Origin of the sequence: Staphylococcus sp. FSL H8-0121, from assembly GCF_038008425.1 — a bacterium.
Lineage (GTDB): Bacteria > Bacillota > Bacilli > Staphylococcales > Staphylococcaceae > Staphylococcus > Staphylococcus pasteuri.
On the sequence record NZ_JBBOZB010000001.1, the window covers coordinates 24,895 to 47,777 of the forward strand.

The 22,883-nt window shown below is 30.6% G+C and carries 22 protein-coding genes, 8 tRNA genes and 1 riboswitch; of the genes, 23 read left to right on the plus strand and 7 right to left on the minus strand.

The window, feature by feature from the left end:
• Window positions 1-24: 24 nt before the first annotated feature.
• Window positions 25-765, plus strand: coding sequence for an ABC transporter ATP-binding protein EcsA (gene ecsA, locus LFT63_RS00260; protein WP_017638295.1), 741 nt, complete (start codon window positions 25-27; stop codon window positions 763-765).
• Window positions 758-1,981, plus strand: a complete 1,224-nt coding sequence (gene ecsB, locus LFT63_RS00265; RefSeq protein WP_340767739.1) for an ABC transporter permease EcsB — start codon at window positions 758-760, stop codon at window positions 1,979-1,981. The genes ecsA and ecsB overlap by 8 nt, the downstream gene beginning before the upstream one ends.
• A 55-nt stretch (window positions 1,982-2,036) precedes the next feature.
• Here the strand turns inward: ecsB and traP are convergent, their stop codons facing one another.
• Entirely contained in the window at window positions 2,037-2,540 is a 504-nt protein-coding gene (gene traP, locus LFT63_RS00270) for a signal transduction protein TRAP (RefSeq protein WP_017638297.1), read from the minus strand.
• 338 nt (window positions 2,541-2,878) lie between these two features.
• On the opposite strand from traP, the gene hemE reads away from it, so the two are divergent.
• From hemE to LFT63_RS00335, 12 genes are all read left to right on the plus strand, one after another.
• Window positions 2,879-3,916 (plus strand): uroporphyrinogen decarboxylase, encoded by a 1,038-nt coding sequence (hemE, locus tag LFT63_RS00280; protein ID WP_029056281.1) that lies wholly within the window; start codon window positions 2,879-2,881, stop codon window positions 3,914-3,916.
• Between the two features lie 61 nt (window positions 3,917-3,977).
• Window positions 3,978-4,901, plus strand: a complete 924-nt coding sequence (gene hemH / locus LFT63_RS00285; protein WP_029056280.1) for a ferrochelatase — start codon at window positions 3,978-3,980, stop codon at window positions 4,899-4,901.
• 21 nt (window positions 4,902-4,922) lie between these two features.
• The gene (gene hemY, locus LFT63_RS00290; protein ID WP_340768194.1) at window positions 4,923-6,329 is read left to right on the plus strand and encodes a protoporphyrinogen oxidase; all 1,407 of its coding nucleotides are present in this window, start codon (window positions 4,923-4,925) and stop codon (window positions 6,327-6,329) included.
• Between the two features lie 118 nt (window positions 6,330-6,447).
• Window positions 6,448-7,002 (plus strand): RBBP9/YdeN family alpha/beta hydrolase, encoded by a 555-nt coding sequence (locus LFT63_RS00295; RefSeq protein WP_017638301.1) that lies wholly within the window; start codon window positions 6,448-6,450, stop codon window positions 7,000-7,002.
• Between the two features lie 505 nt (window positions 7,003-7,507).
• Window positions 7,508-7,581, plus strand: a tRNA-Met gene (locus tag LFT63_RS00300).
• Window positions 7,582-7,596: 15 nt separating this feature from the next.
• Window positions 7,597-7,672: transfer RNA gene (locus LFT63_RS00305), tRNA-Asp, on the plus strand.
• Between the two features lie 13 nt (window positions 7,673-7,685).
• Window positions 7,686-7,758: transfer RNA gene (locus LFT63_RS00310), tRNA-Phe, on the plus strand.
• 13 nt (window positions 7,759-7,771) lie between these two features.
• Window positions 7,772-7,847, plus strand: a tRNA-His gene (locus LFT63_RS00315).
• A 28-nt stretch (window positions 7,848-7,875) separates the two neighbouring features.
• Window positions 7,876-7,949: transfer RNA gene (locus LFT63_RS00320), tRNA-Gly, on the plus strand.
• 7 nt (window positions 7,950-7,956) lie between these two features.
• A tRNA-Asn gene (locus LFT63_RS00325) sits at window positions 7,957-8,031 on the plus strand.
• 1 nt (window position 8,032) lies between these two features.
• Window positions 8,033-8,104, plus strand: a tRNA-Glu gene (locus tag LFT63_RS00330).
• Between the two features lie 56 nt (window positions 8,105-8,160).
• A tRNA-Ser gene (locus LFT63_RS00335) sits at window positions 8,161-8,249 on the plus strand.
• A gap of 590 nt (window positions 8,250-8,839) precedes the next feature.
• Here the strand turns inward: LFT63_RS00335 and LFT63_RS00340 are convergent.
• Window positions 8,840-9,787 carry an exonuclease domain-containing protein gene (locus LFT63_RS00340; RefSeq protein ID WP_340767740.1) on the minus strand — a complete coding sequence of 316 codons (948 nt, stop codon included), beginning with the start codon at window positions 9,785-9,787 and terminating at the stop codon, window positions 8,840-8,842.
• A 770-nt stretch (window positions 9,788-10,557) separates the two neighbouring features.
• Between LFT63_RS00340 and LFT63_RS00345 the strand changes: the two genes are divergently transcribed.
• The 3 genes from LFT63_RS00345 to menC all read left to right on the plus strand — a co-directional run bounded on the left by LFT63_RS00345 (window position 10,558) and on the right by menC (window position 13,780).
• The gene (locus tag LFT63_RS00345; protein WP_231290208.1) at window positions 10,558-10,635 is read left to right on the plus strand and encodes a putative holin-like toxin; all 78 of its coding nucleotides are present in this window, start codon (window positions 10,558-10,560) and stop codon (window positions 10,633-10,635) included.
• Window positions 10,636-11,364: 729 nt separating this feature from the next.
• Window positions 11,365-12,774: an o-succinylbenzoate--CoA ligase gene (menE, locus tag LFT63_RS00350; RefSeq protein WP_029055622.1), complete on the plus strand. Its 1,410-nt coding sequence runs from the start codon at window positions 11,365-11,367 to the stop codon at window positions 12,772-12,774.
• Complete coding sequence (gene menC, locus LFT63_RS00355; protein WP_029055623.1) at window positions 12,764-13,780, plus strand: o-succinylbenzoate synthase; 1,017 nt, start codon at window positions 12,764-12,766, stop codon at window positions 13,778-13,780. The genes menE and menC overlap by 11 nt, the downstream gene beginning before the upstream one ends.
• Here the strand turns inward: menC and yidD are convergent.
• A complete protein-coding gene (gene yidD, locus LFT63_RS00360; RefSeq protein ID WP_017637320.1) occupies window positions 13,761-14,018 on the minus strand; it encodes a membrane protein insertion efficiency factor YidD in 258 nt (85 codons plus the stop codon). The two genes, menC and yidD, sit on opposite strands and share 20 nt — an antisense overlap.
• Before the next feature lie 66 nt (window positions 14,019-14,084).
• Between yidD and ytkD the strand changes: the two genes are divergently transcribed.
• Window positions 14,085-14,552 (plus strand): RNA deprotection pyrophosphohydrolase, encoded by a 468-nt coding sequence (ytkD, locus tag LFT63_RS00365; RefSeq protein WP_117238936.1) that lies wholly within the window; start codon window positions 14,085-14,087, stop codon window positions 14,550-14,552.
• Window positions 14,539-15,324, plus strand: a complete 786-nt coding sequence (locus LFT63_RS00370) for an alpha/beta hydrolase family protein (protein ID WP_029055625.1) — start codon at window positions 14,539-14,541, stop codon at window positions 15,322-15,324. Before ytkD ends, LFT63_RS00370 begins: the two co-directional genes overlap by 14 nt.
• 159 nt (window positions 15,325-15,483) lie before the next feature.
• Here the strand turns inward: LFT63_RS00370 and pckA are convergent, their stop codons facing one another.
• Window positions 15,484-17,076: a phosphoenolpyruvate carboxykinase (ATP) gene (gene pckA / locus LFT63_RS00375; protein ID WP_017637317.1), complete on the minus strand. Its 1,593-nt coding sequence runs from the start codon at window positions 17,074-17,076 to the stop codon at window positions 15,484-15,486.
• Window positions 17,077-17,229: 153 nt separating this feature from the next.
• A riboswitch (SAM riboswitch) is annotated at window positions 17,230-17,345 on the plus strand.
• Window positions 17,346-17,458: 113 nt separating this feature from the next.
• On the opposite strand from pckA, the gene metK reads away from it, so the two are divergent.
• The 3 genes from metK (at window position 17,459) to LFT63_RS00390 (ending at window position 20,644) form a co-directional block, all read left to right on the plus strand.
• The gene (metK, locus tag LFT63_RS00380) at window positions 17,459-18,658 is read left to right on the plus strand and encodes a methionine adenosyltransferase (protein WP_340767741.1); all 1,200 of its coding nucleotides are present in this window, start codon (window positions 17,459-17,461) and stop codon (window positions 18,656-18,658) included.
• Window positions 18,659-18,779: 121 nt separating this feature from the next.
• Entirely contained in the window at window positions 18,780-19,688 is a 909-nt protein-coding gene (locus LFT63_RS00385; protein WP_017637315.1) for a nuclease-related domain-containing protein, read from the plus strand.
• A 119-nt stretch (window positions 19,689-19,807) separates the two neighbouring features.
• Window positions 19,808-20,644 (plus strand): aldo/keto reductase, encoded by an 837-nt coding sequence (locus LFT63_RS00390; RefSeq protein WP_029055626.1) that lies wholly within the window; start codon window positions 19,808-19,810, stop codon window positions 20,642-20,644.
• A gap of 63 nt (window positions 20,645-20,707) precedes the next feature.
• On the opposite strand, the gene LFT63_RS00395 is transcribed toward LFT63_RS00390, so the two are convergent.
• From LFT63_RS00395 to LFT63_RS00405, 3 genes are all read right to left on the minus strand, one after another.
• The gene (locus LFT63_RS00395) at window positions 20,708-21,064 is read right to left on the minus strand and encodes a fluoride efflux transporter FluC (protein ID WP_037555521.1); all 357 of its coding nucleotides are present in this window, start codon (window positions 21,062-21,064) and stop codon (window positions 20,708-20,710) included.
• Complete coding sequence (crcB, locus tag LFT63_RS00400) at window positions 21,061-21,423, minus strand: fluoride efflux transporter CrcB (RefSeq protein WP_029055628.1); 363 nt, start codon at window positions 21,421-21,423, stop codon at window positions 21,061-21,063. Before crcB ends, LFT63_RS00395 begins: the two co-directional genes overlap by 4 nt.
• A 95-nt stretch (window positions 21,424-21,518) precedes the next feature.
• Window positions 21,519-21,824 carry a hypothetical protein gene (locus tag LFT63_RS00405; protein ID WP_017638160.1) on the minus strand — a complete coding sequence of 102 codons (306 nt, stop codon included), beginning with the start codon at window positions 21,822-21,824 and terminating at the stop codon, window positions 21,519-21,521.
• Window positions 21,825-22,089: 265 nt separating this feature from the next.
• Between LFT63_RS00405 and LFT63_RS00410 the strand changes: the two genes are divergently transcribed.
• On the plus strand, window positions 22,090-22,803 hold the full coding sequence (locus LFT63_RS00410) for a transaldolase (protein WP_017638161.1): 714 nt from the start codon (window positions 22,090-22,092) through the stop codon (window positions 22,801-22,803).
• Window positions 22,804-22,883: the final 80 nt, after the last annotated feature.

A 22,883-nucleotide genomic window follows, 5' to 3' on the forward strand; every position in this document is an offset into this window, starting at 1 on the left:
CAATAGTTTTCGTGGAGGTGCCTTATGACAGTAAAAGTAGAACATCTAACAGGTGGTTATGGAAAACGACCAGTTATTAAAGATATCAATTTTGAATTAAATAAAGGTGAGATAGTTGGATTGATAGGTTTAAATGGGGCTGGAAAGAGTACTACAATTAAACATATGTTAGGATTATTAACGCCTTCATCAGGGTCACTATCAATTTCAGAAACAAATATAAATGACGATATAGAAGAATATCGTAGAAAACTTTCATATATTCCAGAATCACCAGTAATATATGAAGAATTGACTTTACAAGAACATATAGAAATGACTGCGATGGCTTATGGTCTTACACATGAAGTAGCAATGGAAAGGGCAAAGCCTTTATTAAAAGTATTTAGACTTGAAGATGAATTAAAAGTTTTTCCAAGTCATTTTTCAAAAGGTATGAAACAAAAAGTCATGATTATATGTGCATTTATTGTGAATCCTGAATTATACATTATCGATGAACCATTTCTAGGATTGGATCCATTAGGTATACAATCAATGCTCGATTTAATGGTAGAAAAGAAAAATGAAGGACGTACAGTTCTTATGAGTACACATATTTTAGCTACTGCAGAGCGTTATTGTGATCGATTTATTATCTTAGATAAAGGTGAAGTTGTAGCATTTGGTAATTTAGAAGAGTTAAGAGAACAAACAGGATTGAAAGAACACACACTAGATGATATTTATATTCACGTCACTCAAGGTGGAAATGCCAATGATTAATGAGGCAACTACATTATTCAGGAAACGTCAGAAAGCGATTCGAAAGGAAAAGAATTATTATAATAAATTCATTTTCAATGGTCACTTTACAGTATTTTTATTAATATTATTTGGTGCTTTTATAATGGGGTATGGCGAATGGTTGAAGCATATACCTCAACATATTGATTATGCTTTGATTACAAGTATTATTATCGCCTTGTTATCATTATTTCCATTAAGAACATTATTAAAAGAAGCAGACCAAATTTTTCTATTACCATTTGAAAAATATATGAAACGATACATGGCATTAAGTATTAATTATAGTTATTTCACTAGAATAATGATGTTATTACTTATTCTTATTGTTCCCTTCCCATTATTCTATCAATTAAGTGAAAGTAATATTCAATATTATATTGCATTTGCGTTAGTTGCCTTATTAACACCATATATAGTATTGCATTTAAGATGGTGTTTATATCAATTAGGTGTATCTACTTGGATAGTTAATGTGAGTTTTTTCATTATTTTAAGCCTTAATTTTTATATAATATTAGGCTTACATTCTTATTTAGGGATATTAATTACGATTGCAATGGCAGTGTTAATTGTTGTACTAAAAGGTAAGGTAGCTAAACAATTATACCCGTGGGAAAGAATGATTGCGATTGAGCAAAGACATCATACGAATTATTATAAATTCGTGAATATGTTTACAGATGTTAAACATTTAAGAGAGACAGCAGTACGTCGTAGTTATTTAGATTTTATTTTACCAGTACCAAAAGGCAAAAAATTTAATGCCAATCAAATGTACTTATATTTATTTATGAGAAGTTTTGTAAGAGGGAGAGATGCTTTTAGCATTATAATAAGATTAATGTTAATCGCAGTTGTATTAATCATATGGCTTTCTCATCCTATTGTAGGTATTTTAATAGGAAGTTTATTTATGTATATCACGCTATTGCAAATGTCACAGTTTTATACGCAACAAGCTTATGGTCTCTGGCCTCAAGTTTGGCCAGCACCAGATACTATTGTAATTAAAGGATACGAAAAATTTCTTTATAGACTTATGATAGTTATAGGTGTGGTATTCACAATAGCATTTTCAATTATGAATCCTACATTATTCTTTTTCTCAATTGTATTTTTCTTAGTAGGCTATTTGACTATTAGAAGTACAATTAAAAAACTAAAATATCAAGAAACGTTATTACGAGATTAAAAAAGTTGTCCTATTTGCGAAATTGAATTACTTCGCTATAGGACAACCTTTTTTATTATTGATGATCTACAGGATATAAGTAACGTTCGAAATAACTTGAATGTTGACCACTATATCCAAAGAATTGATTTAAAGCAGTTTTAGAAAAGTGCTCCTGGAATAAATCTGATGATTTGAAATCTTCATAAGCACTTCTATTTGCAAAACCAAAATATAATTTATAAGTATTACCTTCTAATGGTCTCAATAATCGATAACTTTTGAAACCACCAAAGTTATCAAATGGAGCACCAAAATGAAGAAGTTGTTTTTCTAATTGATTTTTATGATCTTCAGATGAAGGTATGAAGAGCGCAGAATAGAAATGTTCTTCATTAAATTCACCCACGCTATATAAAACTTCATAAGCACTTGGATGCTTCAGTACAGATTTGCCTTCAGTTTCTTCTAAAATAACAGATGTATCTGAAGCAGAATATTGAAATAGATTATGATCTGGATTATTAATTTGAATTTGATTTAAAAAACCATAAGTACCATACGATGTATATAAATTCATGATCCTTACCTCCCTTGTTTTAATTAATTATACGATTATAAATTTCTATTTTCTACCTTCAAAGTCTTAATTTTGAAATAAATGTATAAAAATGGATTGATTTTTTACAAATTAAACTAAAATTAATTGCTATTAATTTATATCATTACTATTAAATGTTTAATTATAATACTAATACACTTTAACAAAACGAAAAATTATGAGATAAGCTATGTAGATACAAATAATTTATAAAACATTTTACTATGTCTTTTTTATGACATTTAAGCACATTAAAATACGAAATAACTAAGTATATGCTATTATAGATAAGAATGATTTTAATTTAGGAGGACTATATGGTACATAGTAAGAATGATACTATTTTAAAAATGATTAAAGGTGAAAAGACCTCTCATACACCAGTCTGGTTTATGCGTCAGGCAGGGCGATCTCAACCTGAATATCGTAAATTAAAAGAGAAATATTCACTGTTTGAAATTACTCATCAACCTGAACTATGTGCTTATGTGACACATTTACCAGTTGATAATTACAATACGGATGCAGCAATTTTATATAAAGACATTATGACACCTTTAAAACCTATTGGTGTAGATGTAGAAATTAAATCTGGAATAGGTCCAGTTATTCAAAATCCAATCAAAACAGTCCAAGACGTGGAAAAGTTATCACAGATAGATCCGAAAAGAGATGTGCCATATGTTTTAGATACAATCAAACTGTTAACTGAAGAAAAATTAAATGTACCTTTAATTGGATTTACTGGCGCACCATTTACACTAGCCTCATATATGATAGAAGGTGGCCCTTCTAAAAACTATAATCAAACAAAAGCTATGATGTACAGTGATGAAGCGACTTGGTTTGCTTTAATGGATCATTTAGTAGCGGTTTCGATAGATTATGCTAATGCACAAGTAGAAGCTGGTGCTGAATTAATTCAAATTTTTGATTCATGGGTCGGCGCATTAAATGTTCAAGACTATAGAAAATATATTAAACCAGGTATGGACAAGTTAGTTAAAGGCATTAAATTAAAACATGATGTTCCAGTTATTTTGTTCGGAGTGGGTGCTAGTCATTTAATCAATGAATGGAATGATTTACCTATAGATGTATTGGGACTTGATTGGAGAACATCAATACAACAAGCACAACAGCTTGGTGTAACTAAGACGCTACAAGGTAATTTAGATCCTTCATTATTATTAGCACCATGGGATGTAATAGAAGAAAGATTAAAAGATATCTTAGATCAAGGCATGGAAAGAGGACAACATATTTTCAACCTTGGACATGGTGTGTTCCCAGAAGTTCAACCAGAAACTTTACGTAATGTAAGCCAATTCGTTCACGACTATACACATCAGTAATTTAGCATTATGAATTTCAATAGATTAAGTAATAGCAATAGACTAAAGGGTGGTTTTATAAATGAGTAAAACAATAGGTTTATTAGTAATGGCATATGGTACACCTTATAAAGAAAGTGACATTGAGCCATATTATACTGACATTAGACATGGTAAAAAACCAACAGATGACGAGCTACAAGATTTAAAAGATCGTTATGAATTTATTGGGGGATTATCTCCATTAGCTGGAACAACAGACAGACAAGCAGAAGCATTAAGAGGTGCATTAAATGAATCTTATGAAGATGTAGAGTTTAAATTATATTTAGGGCTAAAACATATTTCACCGTATATAGAAGAAGCGGTTGAATCTATGCATAAAGATGGAATTACTGAAGCGGTCACTGTTGTATTAGCACCACATTATTCAAGTTTTTCAGTAGGATCTTATGATGAACGTGCAGAAGAAGAAGCTGAAAAATATGGTATTCAATTACATCATGTAAAACATTATTACCATCAACCTAAATTCTTAGAGTTTTGGACTAATCAAATCAATCACACATTAGAACAAATTCCTACAGAAGAACATGATGACACTGTATTAGTAGTATCAGCTCATAGCTTACCAAAAGGTTTAATTGAGAAAAATAATGACCCTTATCCAAATGAGTTACATGATACTGCAGTACAATTAAAAGAGCAATCAAATATTATCCACGTAGCAGAAGGTTGGCAATCAGAAGGTAATACAGGTACACCTTGGTTAGGACCTGATGTTCAAGATTTAACAAGAGATTTATTTAATGAACATGGATATAAACATTTTATTTATACGCCAGTAGGATTTGTATGCGAACACCTTGAAGTGTTATATGACAATGACCATGAATGTAAAGTAGTGTGCGATGACTTAGGTGCAAACTACTATCGTCCAGAGATGCCTAATACGCATCCATTATTTATTGGTGCGATTGTAGACGAAATTAAAACAGTATTTTAATAGAAGGAAGCGTGAATGATTTTGAGTAAGAATGTAGCAATCATCGGAGCAGGTATAACCGGTTTAACAAGTGCTTACTATATGAAAAAACAAAATACTAACTTAAATGTTACTATCTATGAGGCAAGTAATCGTCCAGGTGGTAAAATTCAAACGTATCGTAAAGATGGTTATACTATTGAATTAGGACCCGAATCATACTTAGGTAGAAAAACTATTATGACTGATATAGCTAAGGAGATTGGATTAGGCGATGATTTGATTACGAATACTACAGGTCAATCATACATTTATGCTAAAAATAAATTATACCCTATCCCAGGTGGTTCTATTATGGGAATACCTACGGATATAAAACCTTTTATAAAAACAAAATTGATTTCTCCATTAGGTAAGTTACGAGCAGGTCTAGATCTATTTAAAAAGCCTATAGAGATTGAAGATGACATTTCAGTAGGTGACTTTTTTAGACAGCGTTTAGGTGATGAAGTACTTGAAAATTTAATTGAGCCACTAATGGGTGGCATTTATGGTACAAATATTGATGATTTAAGTTTGATGAGTACTTTCCCTAATTTTAAAGAAAAAGAAGAAGCTTTTGGTAGTTTAATCAAAGGCATGAAAGATGAGAGGGAACAACGTATTAAACAACGCCAACTATATCCAGGTGCCCCTAAAGGTCAATTTAAGCAATTTAGACACGGACTTAGTTCGTTCATAGAGGCTTTAGTTGAAGCTGTAACAAAACAAGGTGTCAATATTGAATATAATACAGAGGTTGAAGATATTATTATATCTCAAACTGACTATCAAGTAATTGTCGATGGCAAAAAAGAATTTTATGATGGGGTATTAGTAACAACACCACAACAAGTCTTTATGGACTGGTTTAACCATGATCCAGCATTTGATTATTTCAATACAATGGATTCAACGACAGTAGCAACAGTGGTACTTGCATTTGATGAAAAGGATATTGAAAATACTTATGATGGAACAGGTTTCGTTATTGCTAGAACAAGTAATACAAGCATAACAGCATGTACATGGACTTCAAAAAAATGGCCATTTACAACTCCAGAAGGAAAAGTGTTAATCAGAGCTTATGTTGGTAAACCAGGAGATACAGTTGTTGATGACCATACAGATGAAGAAATTGTATCTATTGTACGTCAAGATTTACAACAGATGATGACGTTCAAAGGTGACCCAGAATTTACTATTGTTAATCGTTTGCCTAAGAGTATGCCTCAATACCATGTAGGTCATATTAAGCAAATTAGAGAAATACAACAGCATATTAAACGAACTTATCCACGTTTAAAAATTACTGGTGCACCATTTGAAGCAGTTGGACTACCAGATTGTATTCAACAAGGACACAATGCAGTTGATGAAATGCTAGAAGAATTAAAGTTGATCAATTAACAAATCAATTAAGCACTTTGAAGGGATAAATATATCTTTTTAAAGTGCTTTTATTATAAAATAAAGTAAAATGAGTCATGATTATTTTTTAAATTATATAATGTGAGGTTTGATAATAATGACAGACGTAATAATAGTTCATTCAAGTGTAGGCAATGCACATAATCATTGGTATGAATGGTTAGGACATAATTTAACATTAGAAGGTTATGAGGTTACATTATTTAATTTAGAAGCAGATACACCTGCTAATCTAGATATGTGGGTAACACAAATGCAACAGCAAATAAATGTTAGGAAAAAAGATACATATTTTGTGACACATGGATTTGGAACAATCACAAGTTTAAAATTTATTGAAAGTTTAAATCAAAATATTGAAGGTTTATTCAGTATTGCTGGATTTAGAGACGATGCACAAGATATTGATGAAAATATAGATTTACAAGATGTAACCATAGATTATGATACTGTCAAAAATAAAGTAGACTACTTTTATGGACTTTGTTCAAAGAGTGACAAGCATGTTTCATATAAAGAAACAAAAAGACTTATGGATACACTAGAAGGTCATATTCGTGTTGTTGAAGAAGGCGGTCATTTCATGGAAGAAGATGGTTTTACAACATTTACCGCTTTACAAGATCGTATGCAAGGACTAATGACACAATAATTTGATATGAGTAGGGGAGGGGAGGTATTTATAAAGTTTAATCAGATATAAACAATAAGTGTTTTGTTATCGGTGTTAATATAGTGCTAAAAGATAACTAAACATGTATATTAAACCAATGTTAGTAGGATTTATTTGAAGGAATGTTCCAGTAGATACGTCGCAAAATCAATAAGCTTTATTAAGAAATGTTTCTTTTTAAGATTTATAACATGTGTAAAAAGTTTAATTTGATGATGTTGGCAAGTGATTTTGTGACCATTTGCACACTTTTGTTATAAAATGATTTAACTAGTTAATTATTACACATTTTAATTGTAAATAATTATTGACTATTAGTTTTAAAATTAATATACTAATAAAGTGTTAAGCGAGAGCGATTTAAAGCTAATTTGATGTATCAAACATTTTGAAATTTAAGAGATTGTAAATTTAAATTAAAAAATGTATTGACTTTGTTAAGTTAATAATGGTACAATAATCAAGTAGTCAAAAATAATATTATCGCGGGATGGAGCAGTTCGGTAGCTCGTCGGGCTCATAACCCGAAGGTCGGTGGTTCAAATCCGCCTCCCGCAATACATAGTTTTAATAGGTCTCGTAGTGTAGCGGTTAACACGCCTGCCTGTCACGCAGGAGATCGCGGGTTCGATTCCCGTCGAGACCGCCATCATTATTATTGTGGTTCAGTAGCTCAGTTGGTAGAGCAATGGATTGAAGCTCCATGTGTCGGCAGTTCGACTCTGTCCTGAACCATTCGTCATTTTTGGCGGTTGTGGCGAAGTGGTTAACGCATCGGATTGTGGTTCCGACATTCGAGGGTTCGATTCCCTTCAACCGCCCCATAATCGTATTACATTTCACATTTTATATGCGGGTGTAGTTTAATGGCAAAACCTCAGCCTTCCAAGCTGATGTTGTGGGTTCGATTCCCATCACCCGCTCCATTATTATTCCACAGTAGCTCAGTGGTAGAGCTATCGGCTGTTAACCGATCGGTCGTAGGTTCGAGTCCTACCTGTGGAGCCATGGCTCCTTGGTCAAGCGGTTAAGACACCGCCCTTTCACGGCGGTAACACGGGTTCGAGTCCCGTAGGAGTCATACAAACAGAAGTGAAATATCGCTTCTGTTTTTTTATTTATCATATTATATATTATGGAGAGTTGTCCGAGTTGGCCGAAGGAGCACGCCTGGAAAGTGTGTAGGCGCCACAAGCGTCTCGAGGGTTCGAATCCCTCACTCTCCGTACATACTTTAAAATCAGTGAAAATCTGATAAGCTTTAAATAGGGGAACGTTGTTAAATCAACGTTCTTTTTTATTTTGAGGAAATCTATAACTTTATGTTGTGAGATTTTTAGCAAATAAGTGTATAAATCGAATTAAAATAACATGTTTTTTATTGTTGTAACTTTAGTTTATTTACTGTTTTTTAATTAGGCCTCATCTATTAAATAGATTGTTATAGTCATAATAAATTCTACAGCTAGAGGACTCGTCGAATTTAAAATTACTTAATATGAAATAAAATTTTATATAATTTACTATTTTGTATTTTAGTGCTAGTTCTTGTGAATAATTTATTGTTTTCTTTGTATTCATAAATTGCCAAAACTTAATTTCTAAATCAGTAGGCTTTTCTTCTTTAATTACTTTATTTCTTAATACTATTCTTTTAGGAATGTTACTTAAGTAATATTCACCAGATTTTGACTTTGTTTTTATATTAAAGGATACATAAATCGATAGTAGAATAGATCTACCAAAATAACAATCTCTATCGCCTTGTGAATATGTTTCTTCAATTAAATATGTGTGTTTAGTTGTTGTTATTTTTTTAATCATATATTTTCTCGCTTTCTAATAAATTTAATAGCTCATTTTCAGAAAGTAATTTAATATTGTATCCTTCACATATCAGTTTTCGTGCTTTTCTTTGCTTACTAACTAATCCATCAGTTCCTTTAAATCTTTCTTCTTGAATTCCTTCAATTAAAATATCTGTCTTTTTACATACATCACTACGTATTATTGCTCCGTTTTCTCTAGCTTTGATCATTAAATTGCTTTTACCAGACTTGAATTCTCCAGTGAATACAATATTTTTATCTAGTAAATGAATGTTATTAGGATGTAAAATTTTATACTGATTTATAACTGATAGAGTAGGCCTTTTATATTTTCTAAATGATGGCAAAGCATATTGAATATTAGTGAATTCACTATACTTTATATATGAATGATCCATATTTTGTATAAGTTCTAACATACTTTTATAATTATTTGTTTCCGATACTATTAGTAAAATAGCAGTTAATGCCTTTACATCATATTGAGCTGAATGCAAGTTATCTGTTGATATATTGAATGTTTTACACAAACTACTCATACTGAAAGATTTAAGGTTAAGATATTTTCTAAATATTGCAATACTATCTATGTATATGAATTTGATCATAGGGAATTTATTATGTTCTATAGTTGATAATAAAACTGATACATCAAAGTGTGCATTATGAGCTATTACATAGCTACTATTTTCTATATAATGTTTAATTTGATCGTAAACGTCTTCAAATTTTGGCGCTGCTTCTATTACTTTCTTAGGTATTTTATGAATAAGTGCAATTTCATTATCATAGTAATTATTTTTAGGATTTATATATGTACTATATGTATCAATAATTTTTAATCCTTTCACTAAATTAATAGCAATTTCACAAGGACTATTTGTTTCATTATTCATAATTTCAAAATCAATTATAGCTACATCATATTTCTTCATTAATTTCCTCCAGTTATAATTATAAATTTAAGCGTACATACCTGAAGTTACAAACATAATTATTTCTTTTTTAACATACTTAAATAAGTAATTATTTAAGTATTAATCACTGTTAAATTGAGTTTTCAATATATGGTCTTGTTTTTGTGTGAATTTTTATATAAACATAAACATACTTATGTTATATATTCTTAAGCAAAGATATCTCTGTTATTTTTATAAAAATTGTATATCTATATTATATTATTATATACTAAAATAATATAATGGTGTAGAATGATTATAACTTTAGTAAATAAAAAGTAAAATCATCATAATCGAAAGTCGATATTATTAAATTTAAGAAGAAAAATAGATTAAATGTGAACTGATTATTCGTAAATAGAGATAATTTAGATATCATTGAGGATTTAAAATAAATGAAAGTGGAAGTAAAGATCCGTATTAAATGAAAGGTATATAAGTAGTAAACCTTGATCTTATACTATATCTGAAAATTTCTATAAATTATAATAAAAATTGTTCTATAAGAGGTGAAAGTCATGAGCAGAGAATTGAGAAAAAAGTTAACATTCTATATTAATATAGCAACTTTGATTTTACTTATCATTAATATGATTAAAACAAAATAAAAATGTTATAATATATCTTTGACAAGTTAAGTTGATGGTGGCTATCTGAGTATAAGAGGGTGGTGCCTATGATGGCATTACTTAAATCTTTAGAAAGGGACGCCTATTGTGATTTCTATTGTAGACGCATTAAGCCTTATGATAGGTTTCGGTACATTTATCGTTACACACATTGAGGTAATGGTTACAATAATTAAAATAAATCATAAAAAATAACCATCATTTATAACTTTGACTGAGTTAGATGGTTATTTTTATAGCTAATATAATTTGAGTCACCGTCTTTTTAACGGGTTCAATGGCGACATGTTATAGCATGTCGTCTTTTTGATTTTTATAATTTTATATTAGCATAACAGTATTAAAATTTTCTATTGTAGAAAGAATTACAACATATTAAATCTGCTTCTATAAGTGTAAGTTCTAAATAAAAAGTTAAAGTAATCAGGTGTTAGTTGAGTCTATTGAAAATTGACTCAATTTATAAAGAAAGGGTAAAGTTTTCAATTGATTTAGTTTTTTATAAAGAAAATCCTAGAATCATACCCAAAGGTAAATTCTAGGATTAATTTATATAGGTCTTACATTGTTATGTCCTTAGATGAATAAATGTAGTTTATTTATTTTCAAATAAACCTTTGAAAAATTCTACTGCTTTTTTGATGATAGCTGTGATATTTTCCATTACTATTCACCTCCTATGTAAGCTACTTTTAATATAAATCATTTTTAATTATCATAGATTATTTATTCTTATTTTATAAATTTATTTTCATAAACGTAACATTTCTCTGCGAAATTAGACAGTTATGAATTCAAATGTGTTAACAAAGAGTGATATATCTTATTATTAAATTCAAATTTCTAAATTCAAGCTTTAATCACTGATAGAATGCGTTAAAATCGTTATAATTATCTTTGTAATGATAATTGGAGGAATGACTTGTGAACTTCTGGTTAAAAGATCAATCAGTAAAAAATAAAGATAAAATAGCTGTTACAGATGGCGCACATCAAATGACATTTAAGGAATTATATGATGATGCATTTCATTTAGCACAGCAACTACAAAACCTTAATCAAACGAGAATAGGGTTACATATAAATAATCGTATTGAATCTTTAGTATTGATACATGCATGTTGGATCGCCAATATCGAAATTGCTATGATAAATACACGATTAACAAAGAATGAAATTATTGCTCAAATGAATTCTATACAAGTTAGCACAATAGTAACGACAACTACACTCGAAATGGATCAATTTGATATATATACGCTTGAGGATATTCAAAATTTATCTCCTCAAAATATAAATTCTAATGTATTTCAATTAGAAAACATTGCTTCTATCATGTTTACATCTGGCACTACTGGTCCTCAAAAAGCTGTCCCTCAAACTTTTGAAAATCATCTCGCAAGTGCAATAGGTTGTAAGGAAAGTTTAGGTTATAATCAGCAGACGATTTGGTTATCTGTATTACCGATATATCATATATCAGGTCTGAGTGTCATTTTAAGAAGTGTTATAGAAGGATTTACAGTACGTATTTTAGAAAAGTATAATACTGATACAATGCTTCAAATTATTCAAAATGAAAATATTACGCATGTTTCTCTTGTACCACAAACTTTAAAATGGTTAATGGATGCTGGATTACAGAGTCCATATCAATTAGAAAAAATCTTATTGGGTGGTGCAAAGCTATCAGCAAATTTAATTCAACAAGCTTTAAACTACAAACTACCTATTTATAATTCATTTGGTATGACTGAAACGTGTTCACAATTTTTAACAGCAACGCCAGATATGTTAGCACAACGTTATGATACTGTAGGGGTGCCTAGTGATAATGTAGAAGTGAAAATTAAGCAACCTAATCAAAATGGACATGGTGAATTATTAATTAAAGGAAACAACGTAATGAATGGCTATTTATATCCTGTTAATTTAACAGATACATTTGAAGATGGCTTTTTCAAAACAGGGGATATAGCTGAAATAGATGAAGATGGTTTTGTTATGATTTATGATCGACGTAAGGATTTAATTATCAGTGGTGGCGAAAATATATATCCTTATCAAATTGAATCTATAGCTAAATATTATCCAAACATTGAAGATGCTGTTTGTATTGGTCAATCAGATGATACGTGGGGACAAGTACCTATATTATATTATATTGCCGATACAAAAATTAATGAAATCGAATTAAGACAATATATGTTGGATCATTTAGCAAAGTACAAAGTACCAAAGTCTTTTTATCAAGTTGAAGAATTGCCATATACTTCTACAGGTAAACTCCAAAGAAATAAAATGATACAAAAGGAAGAAAAAAATGATTATTAATCAATTAAATTTTTACTTATATAATCAGCCTTTTAAATCACCAATTGTAACGCCTAAAGTAAAATTAGAAACAAGAAAAACATTAGTTATTGAATTCATTGATAATCACGGGGATGCATATTTTGGAGAATGTAATGCATTTCAAACTCAATGGTATGATAATGAAACTATTGATTCCGTAAAAGAAAACATTAAACAATGGTATGATCGTATAAAGAATAAAGAAATATCAACTTTTAAAGAGTGGCAATCATCACTCGAACTTTTAAATGATTATCCAGCAGCAAGATGTACAATTATGATGGCTATCTATCAAAAATATTATAAACTTGAATCATTTAAAGTTCCGTATGGTGCAACTGTAAACGGTATGACTGAAATACAATTAAATCGTTTGGCTCAAACACAACCTAAGCGAATTAAATTAAAGTATTCAAATCAATTAATTTCAGACATCGATAATTTACAATCACTTAGTTTTAGTTTTGATTTAGCTATAGATGCCAATGAATCTCTTAATCTGACACAATATCAATCTATTAAAGAAAATATAGACCATGATATTCTTTATATTGAAGAACCATTTCAATCATTAGATGATATCAAACGCATTAATGGACAACCTTATCCACCTATTGCTCTTGATGAAAAGGCCACTTCCACTCAAGAAATCAAAAATATTATATCTGAATATCCAATAGAGGTAGTTATATTGAAACCATTCAGACTTGGTGGTATTGATCGAGTATTAGATGCAATACAAACCCTTCACAAAGAAGGGGTGAAAGTTGTGATTGGTGGTATGTATGAATATGGGTTAAGCCGATATTTTACCGCAATGTTAGCTCAACATGGGGATTATCCTGGAGATGTGACACCAGCGGGTTATTATTTTGAAAATGATTTTTTAGAAAATGAAGGTATATTAAAAGAGGGAGTGATAGAATTCATTCCCCCTGTAGTTAATCGTACAAAATTAGAATGTATTAATGATGATTGTGTTTAGCATGATGTGATTTTGATTTGTTTTTTGCAAGTGGCACTGGATCGTATCCACCTTTGTGTAAAGGATGACATTTTAATATTCGACGTATACCTAAGTATAATCCTTTGAATGCACCATGATATTGTATCGCTTCTCGTGTATATTCTGAACATGTTGGATAAAATCGACACGTTGGTGGTGTTAATGGCGAGATAAAACGTTGATAAAAATGTATTAAGGCAAGAAATAATTTTTTCATAATAATGCCTCCGAGCAAATTTTAGAATATAGGTATTTTAACATATTATAAAGGGATGTGATGTACATGAAGTTTTTAGATAAAGACCAAAGAAAGGTACACCTAACATATAAAACAAATAAAGATGTTCCTACGGGTAATCATGTACTTGCTATTCCAGTATTTCAACATCAATTATTGTTTACTTGTCATAAAATTAGAGGTATTGAATTTCCTGGTGGCAAAAGAGAACGCAATGAAACTAGTATTGATGCTATACGGAGAGAATTGTATGAAGAAACTGGTGCTCATGCTATCGATATTAAATATATAGCACAATATAAAGTTGAAACAAATAGTAATATAGATTTTGTGAAAGATGTATATTTTATACAAGTTGATACGCTAAAAGAACAATCTGACTATCTAGAAACAGATGGTCCATGTTTATTTCAATCAGTTGAATCAATTCCCGATAATAAAAAAAGCTTTTTACTTAAAGATGATGCTATCTTGCATTGTTATGAAAGGGTGAAGACACTTGGATTTTATTAAAGTTAAAAAAATGCCAATAGAGATGAGGACACATCATTTTGATGAAATAACCTATCAAGTTGATCATCTTAATGTCAAAGCTTTAATGATGACACCTTATAAAAAAGTAAAACGCATTGTTATCTATTTGCGAGGTGGTAAAGGACAAGTAGGGCGTGTCAGAGCTGCAAGGCTAATGCAGTTTGCTAATGATGAAACTCTAGTTGTAGGTCCATATTATAGAGGGAACAATGGCAGTGAAGGCAAAGATGAATTTTATCGTGGAGATTTAAATGATGTCACTGAACTCATTCGTTTACTGTATTCAAAGCATCCACAAGCCTTTATTCATATGATTGGTTTTTCACGTGGTGGTTTACAAGGATTATTAACTTTTCAAGACTTACCTGTAAATAGTTATATTATATGGGGTGGGGTATCTGATATTTATTTAATGTATGAGGAACGTGTTGATTTAAGAGGGATGTTAAGACGAATGGTTGGACATCCTATTAAAGATGCTCAAAATTATACTGATAGAGAGGCAATACATAATATTACGCCACAAAGTCCGCCAATACTTATTGTTCATGGTGGAAATGATAAGCAAGTTGGTATACATCAAGCTTATTATTTAGAACGACGCTTAAATGAGATTGGAGCAAACTTTGATACTTTTTATCAAATGAAAGAAGGACATGTACCACGCCCATTTGCTTTGAAAGAAACACTTGAATATATTCATCAATGGATGAATCAAATTGAAAATGATAAAGATAATGAAAGAGGTTGAGACATAAAGTTCTTGTGCTCTGGGAAACCGATTAACGGCGTCCCAAAAGCAGGATTCTCGGCAGAAACTCTCACGATTCGACAAAATTTGAGAAACAATTTTGCTCATCGTTCGGTTCTGCTCAAATCCTAAGCGCTTTTGTCCCGACCTCTTTTTTAATTATTTATTAAATGCACCTTTATCTGAAATATGTTCTACTTCAGAGCCGAATTTTTTGAAGTTTTCTTCAAAACGTTGAATTAAGTCATTAGCTTGTGCTTTATATTTTTCAGGGTCACTCCATGCATTAATTGGATTTAAGATAGTTTTAGGAACATCTTCTACTTCCACTGGAATATTTAATCCAAATGAAGCATCTTTAGTATATTCTGCATTTTTTAATTTACCTGAAATAGCTTGGTTAACCATTTGACGTGTATAATGTAAACTTATTCTTCTACCAACGCCATATTTACCACCTGTCCATCCTGTGTTAACAAGGTAAACATCAACTTCATGCTTATCAATTAATTCACCTAATAAATCAGCATAAACTGTAGGATGTAATGGTAAGAATGGTGCACCAAAGCAAGTAGAGAATGATGGTTCAGGTTCAGTAACGCCACGTTCTGTACCAGCTAATTTAGATGTGAATCCACTTAAGAAGTGATACATTGCTTGGTCTTTAGTTAATTTTGAAATTGGAGGAATGACACCAAAAGCATCCGCTGTTAAAAAGATAATTGTATTAGGATGAGCTGCTTTGGAAGGTAATACAATATTATCTATATGGTGAATAGGGTATGCCGCTCTTGTGTTTTCAGTGAATTTATTATCATCAAAATCAACCGTGCCATCATTTTTGACAACTGTATTTTCTAAAATAGTACCATATTTAATTGCATCGAAAATTTGTGGTTCTTTTTCTTTTGAAAGGTTGATTGCTTTAGCGTAGCAACCTCCTTCGATATTGAACACACCATTTTTATTCCAGCCGTGTTCGTCATCTCCAATTAATTTTCTATCAGGATCAGCTGATAATGTTGTTTTACCAGTACCTGATAAACCAAAGAATAATGCTACGTCACCTTTATTACCAACATTTGCTGAGCAATGCATACTCATAATATCTTGCATTGGTAATAAATAGTTCATAACTGAGAATATACCTTTTTTCATTTCGCCAGCATATTCAGTACCACCAATTAAAATGACTTTATGTTTGAATGAAACGATAACAAAAGTTTCTGTTTTTGTACCATCGACTTCTGGGTCAGCTTTAAAATGAGGTGCTGATACAATGGTAAAGTCTGATTTGATTGATTTAGCTTCTTCTTTTGATTCAGGACGTATAAACATATTATGTGCAAAAAGATTATGCCAAGCTAATTCATTAATTACAGTTAGTTTTAAGCGTGAATCTTTGTCACTTCCAGCGTAACCATTAAATACGTATAGTTCATCTTTCTTACCTAAATAATTTAATACTTTGTTATAAAGTTTTAAAAATGTTTCTTCATCTATCGGCTGATTAACGTCTCCCCAATCAACATTATCTCTATATGAAGGTTCTGTAACGATAAACTTATCTTTAGGTGAACGCCCAGTGTATTTACCGGTACTTGCATTAATAGCGCCCAACTCAGTAAGTTCACCTTCATTATTATCTAAGATTTTATTGTAAAGTTGAGTTGTAGATAATTGAAACTGTGTAGATGGTTTTTCTAATAATTGTTTGATTTTAATAGTTTCAGAGTATGTATCGATCGACATACTTAATCCCTCCAGATAGTTGTAATGTAAGCCTTTACATTTCAATAGTATAACATATTAAGTTAATTAATCCACCGTAAATTTTCATTAAAATAACTTAATTCTAAAATTGACATTAATTCGCTAATTATGTAGTATTAATTTTAACGGATTCTCTTATCCTGAGTGGTGGAGGGACATGGACCCAATGAAACCCAGCAACCTCTTTTTTGTATAGAAAAGAAAGGTGCCAAACCGTTTGCAGACCTATATTGTCTGAACGATAAGAGCGAATGGACGTATAAGAGCCTTCTCTCTATCTAGATACTAGTTAGCAGAAGGCTCTTTTATTTAGCTCAAATAAAAGAGAATTATCGTAATAAATTTTTAAAAGGAGCAAAACATGACTAACAATAAACGATTATTCACGTCAGAATCAGTAACTGAAGGACACCCGGATAAAATAGCCGATCAAGTTTCCGATGCCATTTTAGACGAAATTCTTAAAGATGACCCTAATGCGCGTGTAGCATGTGAAACAACAGTAACTACAGGTATGGCTTTAATTTCTGGTGAAATTTCAACAACAACTTATGTTGATATCCCTAAAGTAGTAAGAGAAACAATTAAAGAAATTGGTTACACACGTGCAAAATATGGTTATGATTCACAAACAATGGCTGTATTAACAGCAATTGATGAACAATCACCAGATATTGCACAAGGTGTAGATAAAGCATTAGAATATCGCGATGATATTACTGAAGAAGAAATTGAAGCAACAGGTGCAGGAGATCAAGGTTTAATGTTTGGTTATGCAACTAACGAAACAGATACGTATATGCCTTTACCAATTTTCTTATCACACCAGCTAGCTAAACGTTTATCAGATGTTCGTAAAGATAAAATACTAGATTATTTACGTCCAGATGGTAAAGTTCAAGTAACAGTTGAATATGATGAAAATGACAAACCAAAACGTATTGATACAATTGTTGTTTCAACACAACATGCTGAAGATAAAACATTAGAAGATATTCAAAATGACATTAAAGAACATGTCATTTATCCTACTGTTCCAGAAAATTTACTAGATGATCAAACAAAATTCTATATCAATCCAACAGGAAGATTTGTAATTGGTGGACCTCAAGGTGATGCAGGATTAACAGGTCGTAAAATTATCGTTGACACTTATGGTGGATATGCTAGACATGGTGGAGGATGCTTAAGTGGTAAAGATCCAACTAAAGTAGACCGTTCTGCCGCATACGCAGCAAGATACGTTGCTAAAAATATTGTTGCAGCTGAATTAGCTGAACAATGTGAAGTACAACTTGCATACGCTATTGGTGTAGCTGAACCTGTGTCAATCTCAATTGATACATTTGGTACAGGTAAAGTCAGTGAAACAGAATTAGTAGAAGCAGTTAGAGAGAACTTTGACTTAAGACCTGCAGGAATTATTAAAATGTTAGAGTTGAAACAACCTATTTATAAACAAACTGCTGCGTACGGTCATTTCGGGCGTACTGATGTTTTATTACCTTGGGAAAAATTAGATAAAGTCAACGTTTTGAAAGATTCAATAAACCAAGCCTAAAATAATTAAAATATTTGGGATAGGTAAAATATAATCAATTAAATTATAACGAAATGTCGAAAATATCATAGTTATGATTTATAATTGATTGTATTGATAATTTAAAAGGAGCGTTGATGTGATGAGTTTATCTTCACCCATTGGAATAGGATTAATCGTTGCAGTAGTGATTGCAATTATCTTTTTTGTTTTATTTTTAATCACGTTAAATAAAAAGAAAAAGATAAAGAAACAAACTGAAGAAGAATATCAACAAAAAGAACAAAACTTAAAAGCATCTCATGAGGAAACATTAGAAAAAGAACGTATAGAAAACAAAAAGACAGTCACTAAACAAAAAGAAGATTATGAAGCTACAGTAAGTAGTAAAGAAAGAGAAATTGATGCATTAAAATTATTCTCTAAAAATCATAGTGAATATGTTACAGACATGAGATTAATTGGTATTCGTGAACGTCTTGTTAATGAAAAGCGTATTCGCCCAGAAGATATGCATATAATGGCAAATATTTTCTTGCCAACTAATGAATTTAATAATATTGAAAGAATTAGTCACCTCGTATTAACACGAACTGGTTTATACATCATTGATTCTCAATTATTAAAAGGTCATGTTTATAATGGTATTAGTGGCGCACAATTTTCAGAGTTACCAACTATGGAACAAGTATTTAATACGCTAGATTTAGATAAATCTACGCCACAAACATTGGTATTAGATCAAAATGATGATCAAAAATCATTATCATTTGTTAACTATTCAGATAAAATTCAGCAAATACAACAATTAGCTGGAGATTTACAAAATAAATTGAATACTAAATACACACCAACTTCTATTTTATACTTTAATCCTAAAAATGAAGATGATGTAACGATTTCAAATTATGCTCAGAATAGTAATGTAAAAGTATTAGTTGGACCTGAACAACTTAACGAATTCTTTAATAAATTTGTATTCCATGGACGTATTCAATATAACGTCGATGATTTACAAGATATTATGGATAAAATTGAATCATTTAACTAATTATTTTAGCTAGTAGGGTGTATGACACTTTACTAGCTTTTTTATAATATTGAATTTTAATCATCGGATACGGGTATAGATAATGTATAAATATTTTTATATGTAAGGAGTGAAAATCCATGGATAAAATTAAATTTTATAATGGTCATGAAATGCCAAGAGTAGGACTAGGTACGTTTAGAGTCGAAAATAATGATGATTGTACTAAGGCTGTTAAACATGCTATAGAGAATGGTTATAGAAGCATTGATACAGCAAAAGTTTACGGTAATGAAGAAAAAGTAGGACAAGGTATTAAAGAAGGATTAGAAACTACAGGTCTAAAACGAGAAGACTTATTTATTACTTCAAAATTATGGTTAGAAGATTTTGGTAGAACTAATGTAGAGGATGCGTATGAAGGTAGCTTAAAAAGATTAGGCTTAGATTATCTGGATTTATATTTAATGCACTGGCCAGGTACTAACGAAGCACTAATGATAGATACATGGCAAGGGTTGGAAGATTTATATAAACAAGACCGTGTTAAAAATATCGGTGTAAGCAATTTTAATGTAGACCATTTTGAAGCACTGTTAGCACAAGTATCAATAAAGCCGGTCATTAATCAAGTTGAATTTCATCCATATTTAACACAAAGTTCATTAAGACAATATATGGAAGTTCAAAATATTGTTATGGAATCATGGTCACCATTAATGAACGCACAAATTTTAGATGATGACACTGTTAATGCTATTGCAAAAGAAATTGATCAATCACCTGCACAAGTGATTATTCGTTGGAATTATCAACATGATGTAGTAGTTATCCCTAAATCAGTAACACCACATCGTATAGATGAAAATTTAGATATTCTAAACTTCAAACTTAACGAAGATCAAATGAATCGTCTTGACCAATTAAATGAAGATAGAAGAATTGGTCCTGATCCTGCAGAATTTAACGGACAATAAATTCAATTAAAGCCACGTTTCTCATAAAGAGGACGTGGCTTTAAAAGTATCTTCTTCTATTTTTTAAATAAGGTGATAAGCTAAATAACAGCTTAAGAATGATCCTATGAATTGAATAGTAGAATATAAAATAAACAATGTAGGTTTGAATTTAGGTGATAACATTCCGACGAGTTCATTAGAGAGGGTAGAAAATGTAGTTAAACCTCCTAATATACCTGTGATTAAAAAAGGGTTTATCCATTGTATATGTAATGATAAACCAGATAGGGCACCAATGAATATACAACCTACAATATTAACTATAAGCGTACCTATTGGCAACACAGATTGAAACTGATTGAAATAGTTAGAAATACTAGCACGTAGAATTGCTCCAATACCTCCACCTAACATGACTAACAAAATTGTAGTAATCATAAACGTTCACCTAATTTCTTACCTAATAAACATAATAAAATACAAAGAATATAACTAATCACTGCATAAATAATTAATAACATCCAGTTTTGTTGATTGTACATTTGAACTAATTCAAATTGAAAAGTAGAAAATGTAGTTAAAGCTCCCATAAAACCTGTTGTTATAGCTTTTTTAAATAGAGGATGTGTTTGAAATAATTTAATCGATAGTGCTGCGAAGAATCCCATTAAAAAAGCACCGATAATATTTGCAGTTAATGTACCAATAGGTAATGAGTGGCCATGGTTAAAAAATGATAATAAATATCTTAATAAAGCACCAAACGCACCACCTACAAAAATGTATAAATATTGCAAAGTAATAACTCCTTTAATAAAGATTTACTCAAATAAATAAAAGAACCACTTCAATCTGAAATGGCTCTAACAAATAAAGTATACATCAATAAAATTTAAGAAAGGAATCCGTAAGTATTTAATGACGATACAATATGAATAATAATCACAATAAGAATGATAAATGGTAATAGTTTACTACCAATTCTAATCCAACCTTGTTTGTCTCGTGAATGTTTAATGGATTTGTCCGCAAAAATGATTGAAATGATTAGAACAATGACATTAATGACACTACATGCAATAATTAATTTGACGAAAGAACCCAACACATTATTTAAAAATGGATTATTTGTATTAAAGAAAAAGCTTATCGCTAATAATAATAAAGTTATATAAAAGTAGAGTTTAGATTTTGACATGCGTAACCTCCTCGATGGATATCATTACAATATACTACCACTTTTTAGGATATGAGAATAGTATAAATGTATAGAAAATAAAATGTAAAATACAAAAATGCTTTTATATAGGCAAATAATTCGCTTACATTTCAAAAGCATGATATAAATTATTTATAAATGATTTGTTAACGAAAATAAAAACCAAAGATAAATCATATATGAATTTGATATTCAATACATTGGAAATCCAAATTTAGTATTGAAATTGAAGGAGGAATACATAGTGAGAAAACTAAATGTAGAAGTATTTGCGGATGGAGCAGATATCGAAGAAATGAAAGCTGCTTATAAAAATAAACAGGTTGATGGATTTACAACGAATCCTAGTTTAATGGCCAAAGCAGGAGTAACAGATTATAAAGCATTTGCGGAAGAGGCTGTTCGAGAAATTCCTGACGCTTCTATTTCATTTGAAGTGTTCGCAGATGACTTAGAGACAATGGCTAAAGAAGCGGAAATTCTTAAACAATATGGTGACAATGTTTTTGTTAAGATTCCTATTGTTACTACTAACGGTACTTCAACAATTCCATTAATCAAAGAATTATCTGCAAAACAAGTACGTTTAAATGTCACTGCAGTTTATACAATTGAACAAGTTAAAGAAATTACTGAAGCTGTCACAGAAGGAGTACCAACATATGTGTCAGTATTTGCAGGACGTATTGCAGATACTGGTGTAGATCCATTACCATTAATGAAAGAATCAGTAGAGATAACTCATAGTAAAAAAGGTGTTAAATTATTATGGGCAAGTTGCCGCGAATTATTTAATGTTATTCAAGCAGACGAAATTGGTGCTGACATCATTACTTGTCCAGCCGATGTAGTTAAAAAAGTTAACAATAATTTAGGTAGAGACGTTGAAGAACTATCAATTGATACTGTTAAAGGTTTTGCTAAAGATATCCAAAGTTCAGGATTATCAATTTTATAATTGCTTTAATTAGTATCTTTATCGGATTAAATTTAAAAGCCAAGCTAGTGGCACTATTAGAATTGATTGTCTATAGTGTA

What these genes read in the sequence shown, in the direction of transcription:
- ecsA (WP_017638295.1), top strand. Translation starts at nt 25, where the DNA reads ATGACAGTAAAAGTAGAACATCTAACAGGTGGTTATGGAAAACGACCA.
- ecsB (WP_340767739.1), top strand. Translation starts at nt 758, where the DNA reads ATGATTAATGAGGCAACTACATTATTCAGGAAACGTCAGAAAGCGATT.
- traP (WP_017638297.1), bottom strand. Translation starts at nt 2,540, where the DNA reads ATGAATTTATATACATCGTATGGTACTTATGGTTTTTTAAATCAAATT.
- hemE (WP_029056281.1), top strand. Translation starts at nt 2,879, where the DNA reads ATGGTACATAGTAAGAATGATACTATTTTAAAAATGATTAAAGGTGAA.
- hemH (WP_029056280.1), top strand. Translation starts at nt 3,978, where the DNA reads ATGAGTAAAACAATAGGTTTATTAGTAATGGCATATGGTACACCTTAT.
- LFT63_RS00295 (WP_017638301.1), top strand. Translation starts at nt 6,448, where the DNA reads ATGACAGACGTAATAATAGTTCATTCAAGTGTAGGCAATGCACATAAT.
- LFT63_RS00340 (WP_340767740.1), bottom strand. Translation starts at nt 9,787, where the DNA reads ATGAAGAAATATGATGTAGCTATAATTGATTTTGAAATTATGAATAAT.
- LFT63_RS00345 (WP_231290208.1), top strand. Translation starts at nt 10,558, where the DNA reads ATGATAGGTTTCGGTACATTTATCGTTACACACATTGAGGTAATGGTT.
- menC (WP_029055623.1), top strand. Translation starts at nt 12,764, where the DNA reads ATGATTATTAATCAATTAAATTTTTACTTATATAATCAGCCTTTTAAA.
- yidD (WP_017637320.1), bottom strand. Translation starts at nt 14,018, where the DNA reads ATGAAAAAATTATTTCTTGCCTTAATACATTTTTATCAACGTTTTATC.
- ytkD (WP_117238936.1), top strand. Translation starts at nt 14,085, where the DNA reads ATGAAGTTTTTAGATAAAGACCAAAGAAAGGTACACCTAACATATAAA.
- pckA (WP_017637317.1), bottom strand. Translation starts at nt 17,076, where the DNA reads ATGTCGATCGATACATACTCTGAAACTATTAAAATCAAACAATTATTA.
- metK (WP_340767741.1), top strand. Translation starts at nt 17,459, where the DNA reads ATGACTAACAATAAACGATTATTCACGTCAGAATCAGTAACTGAAGGA.
- LFT63_RS00385 (WP_017637315.1), top strand. Translation starts at nt 18,780, where the DNA reads ATGAGTTTATCTTCACCCATTGGAATAGGATTAATCGTTGCAGTAGTG.
- LFT63_RS00390 (WP_029055626.1), top strand. Translation starts at nt 19,808, where the DNA reads ATGGATAAAATTAAATTTTATAATGGTCATGAAATGCCAAGAGTAGGA.
- LFT63_RS00395 (WP_037555521.1), bottom strand. Translation starts at nt 21,064, where the DNA reads ATGATTACTACAATTTTGTTAGTCATGTTAGGTGGAGGTATTGGAGCA.
- LFT63_RS00405 (WP_017638160.1), bottom strand. Translation starts at nt 21,824, where the DNA reads ATGTCAAAATCTAAACTCTACTTTTATATAACTTTATTATTATTAGCG.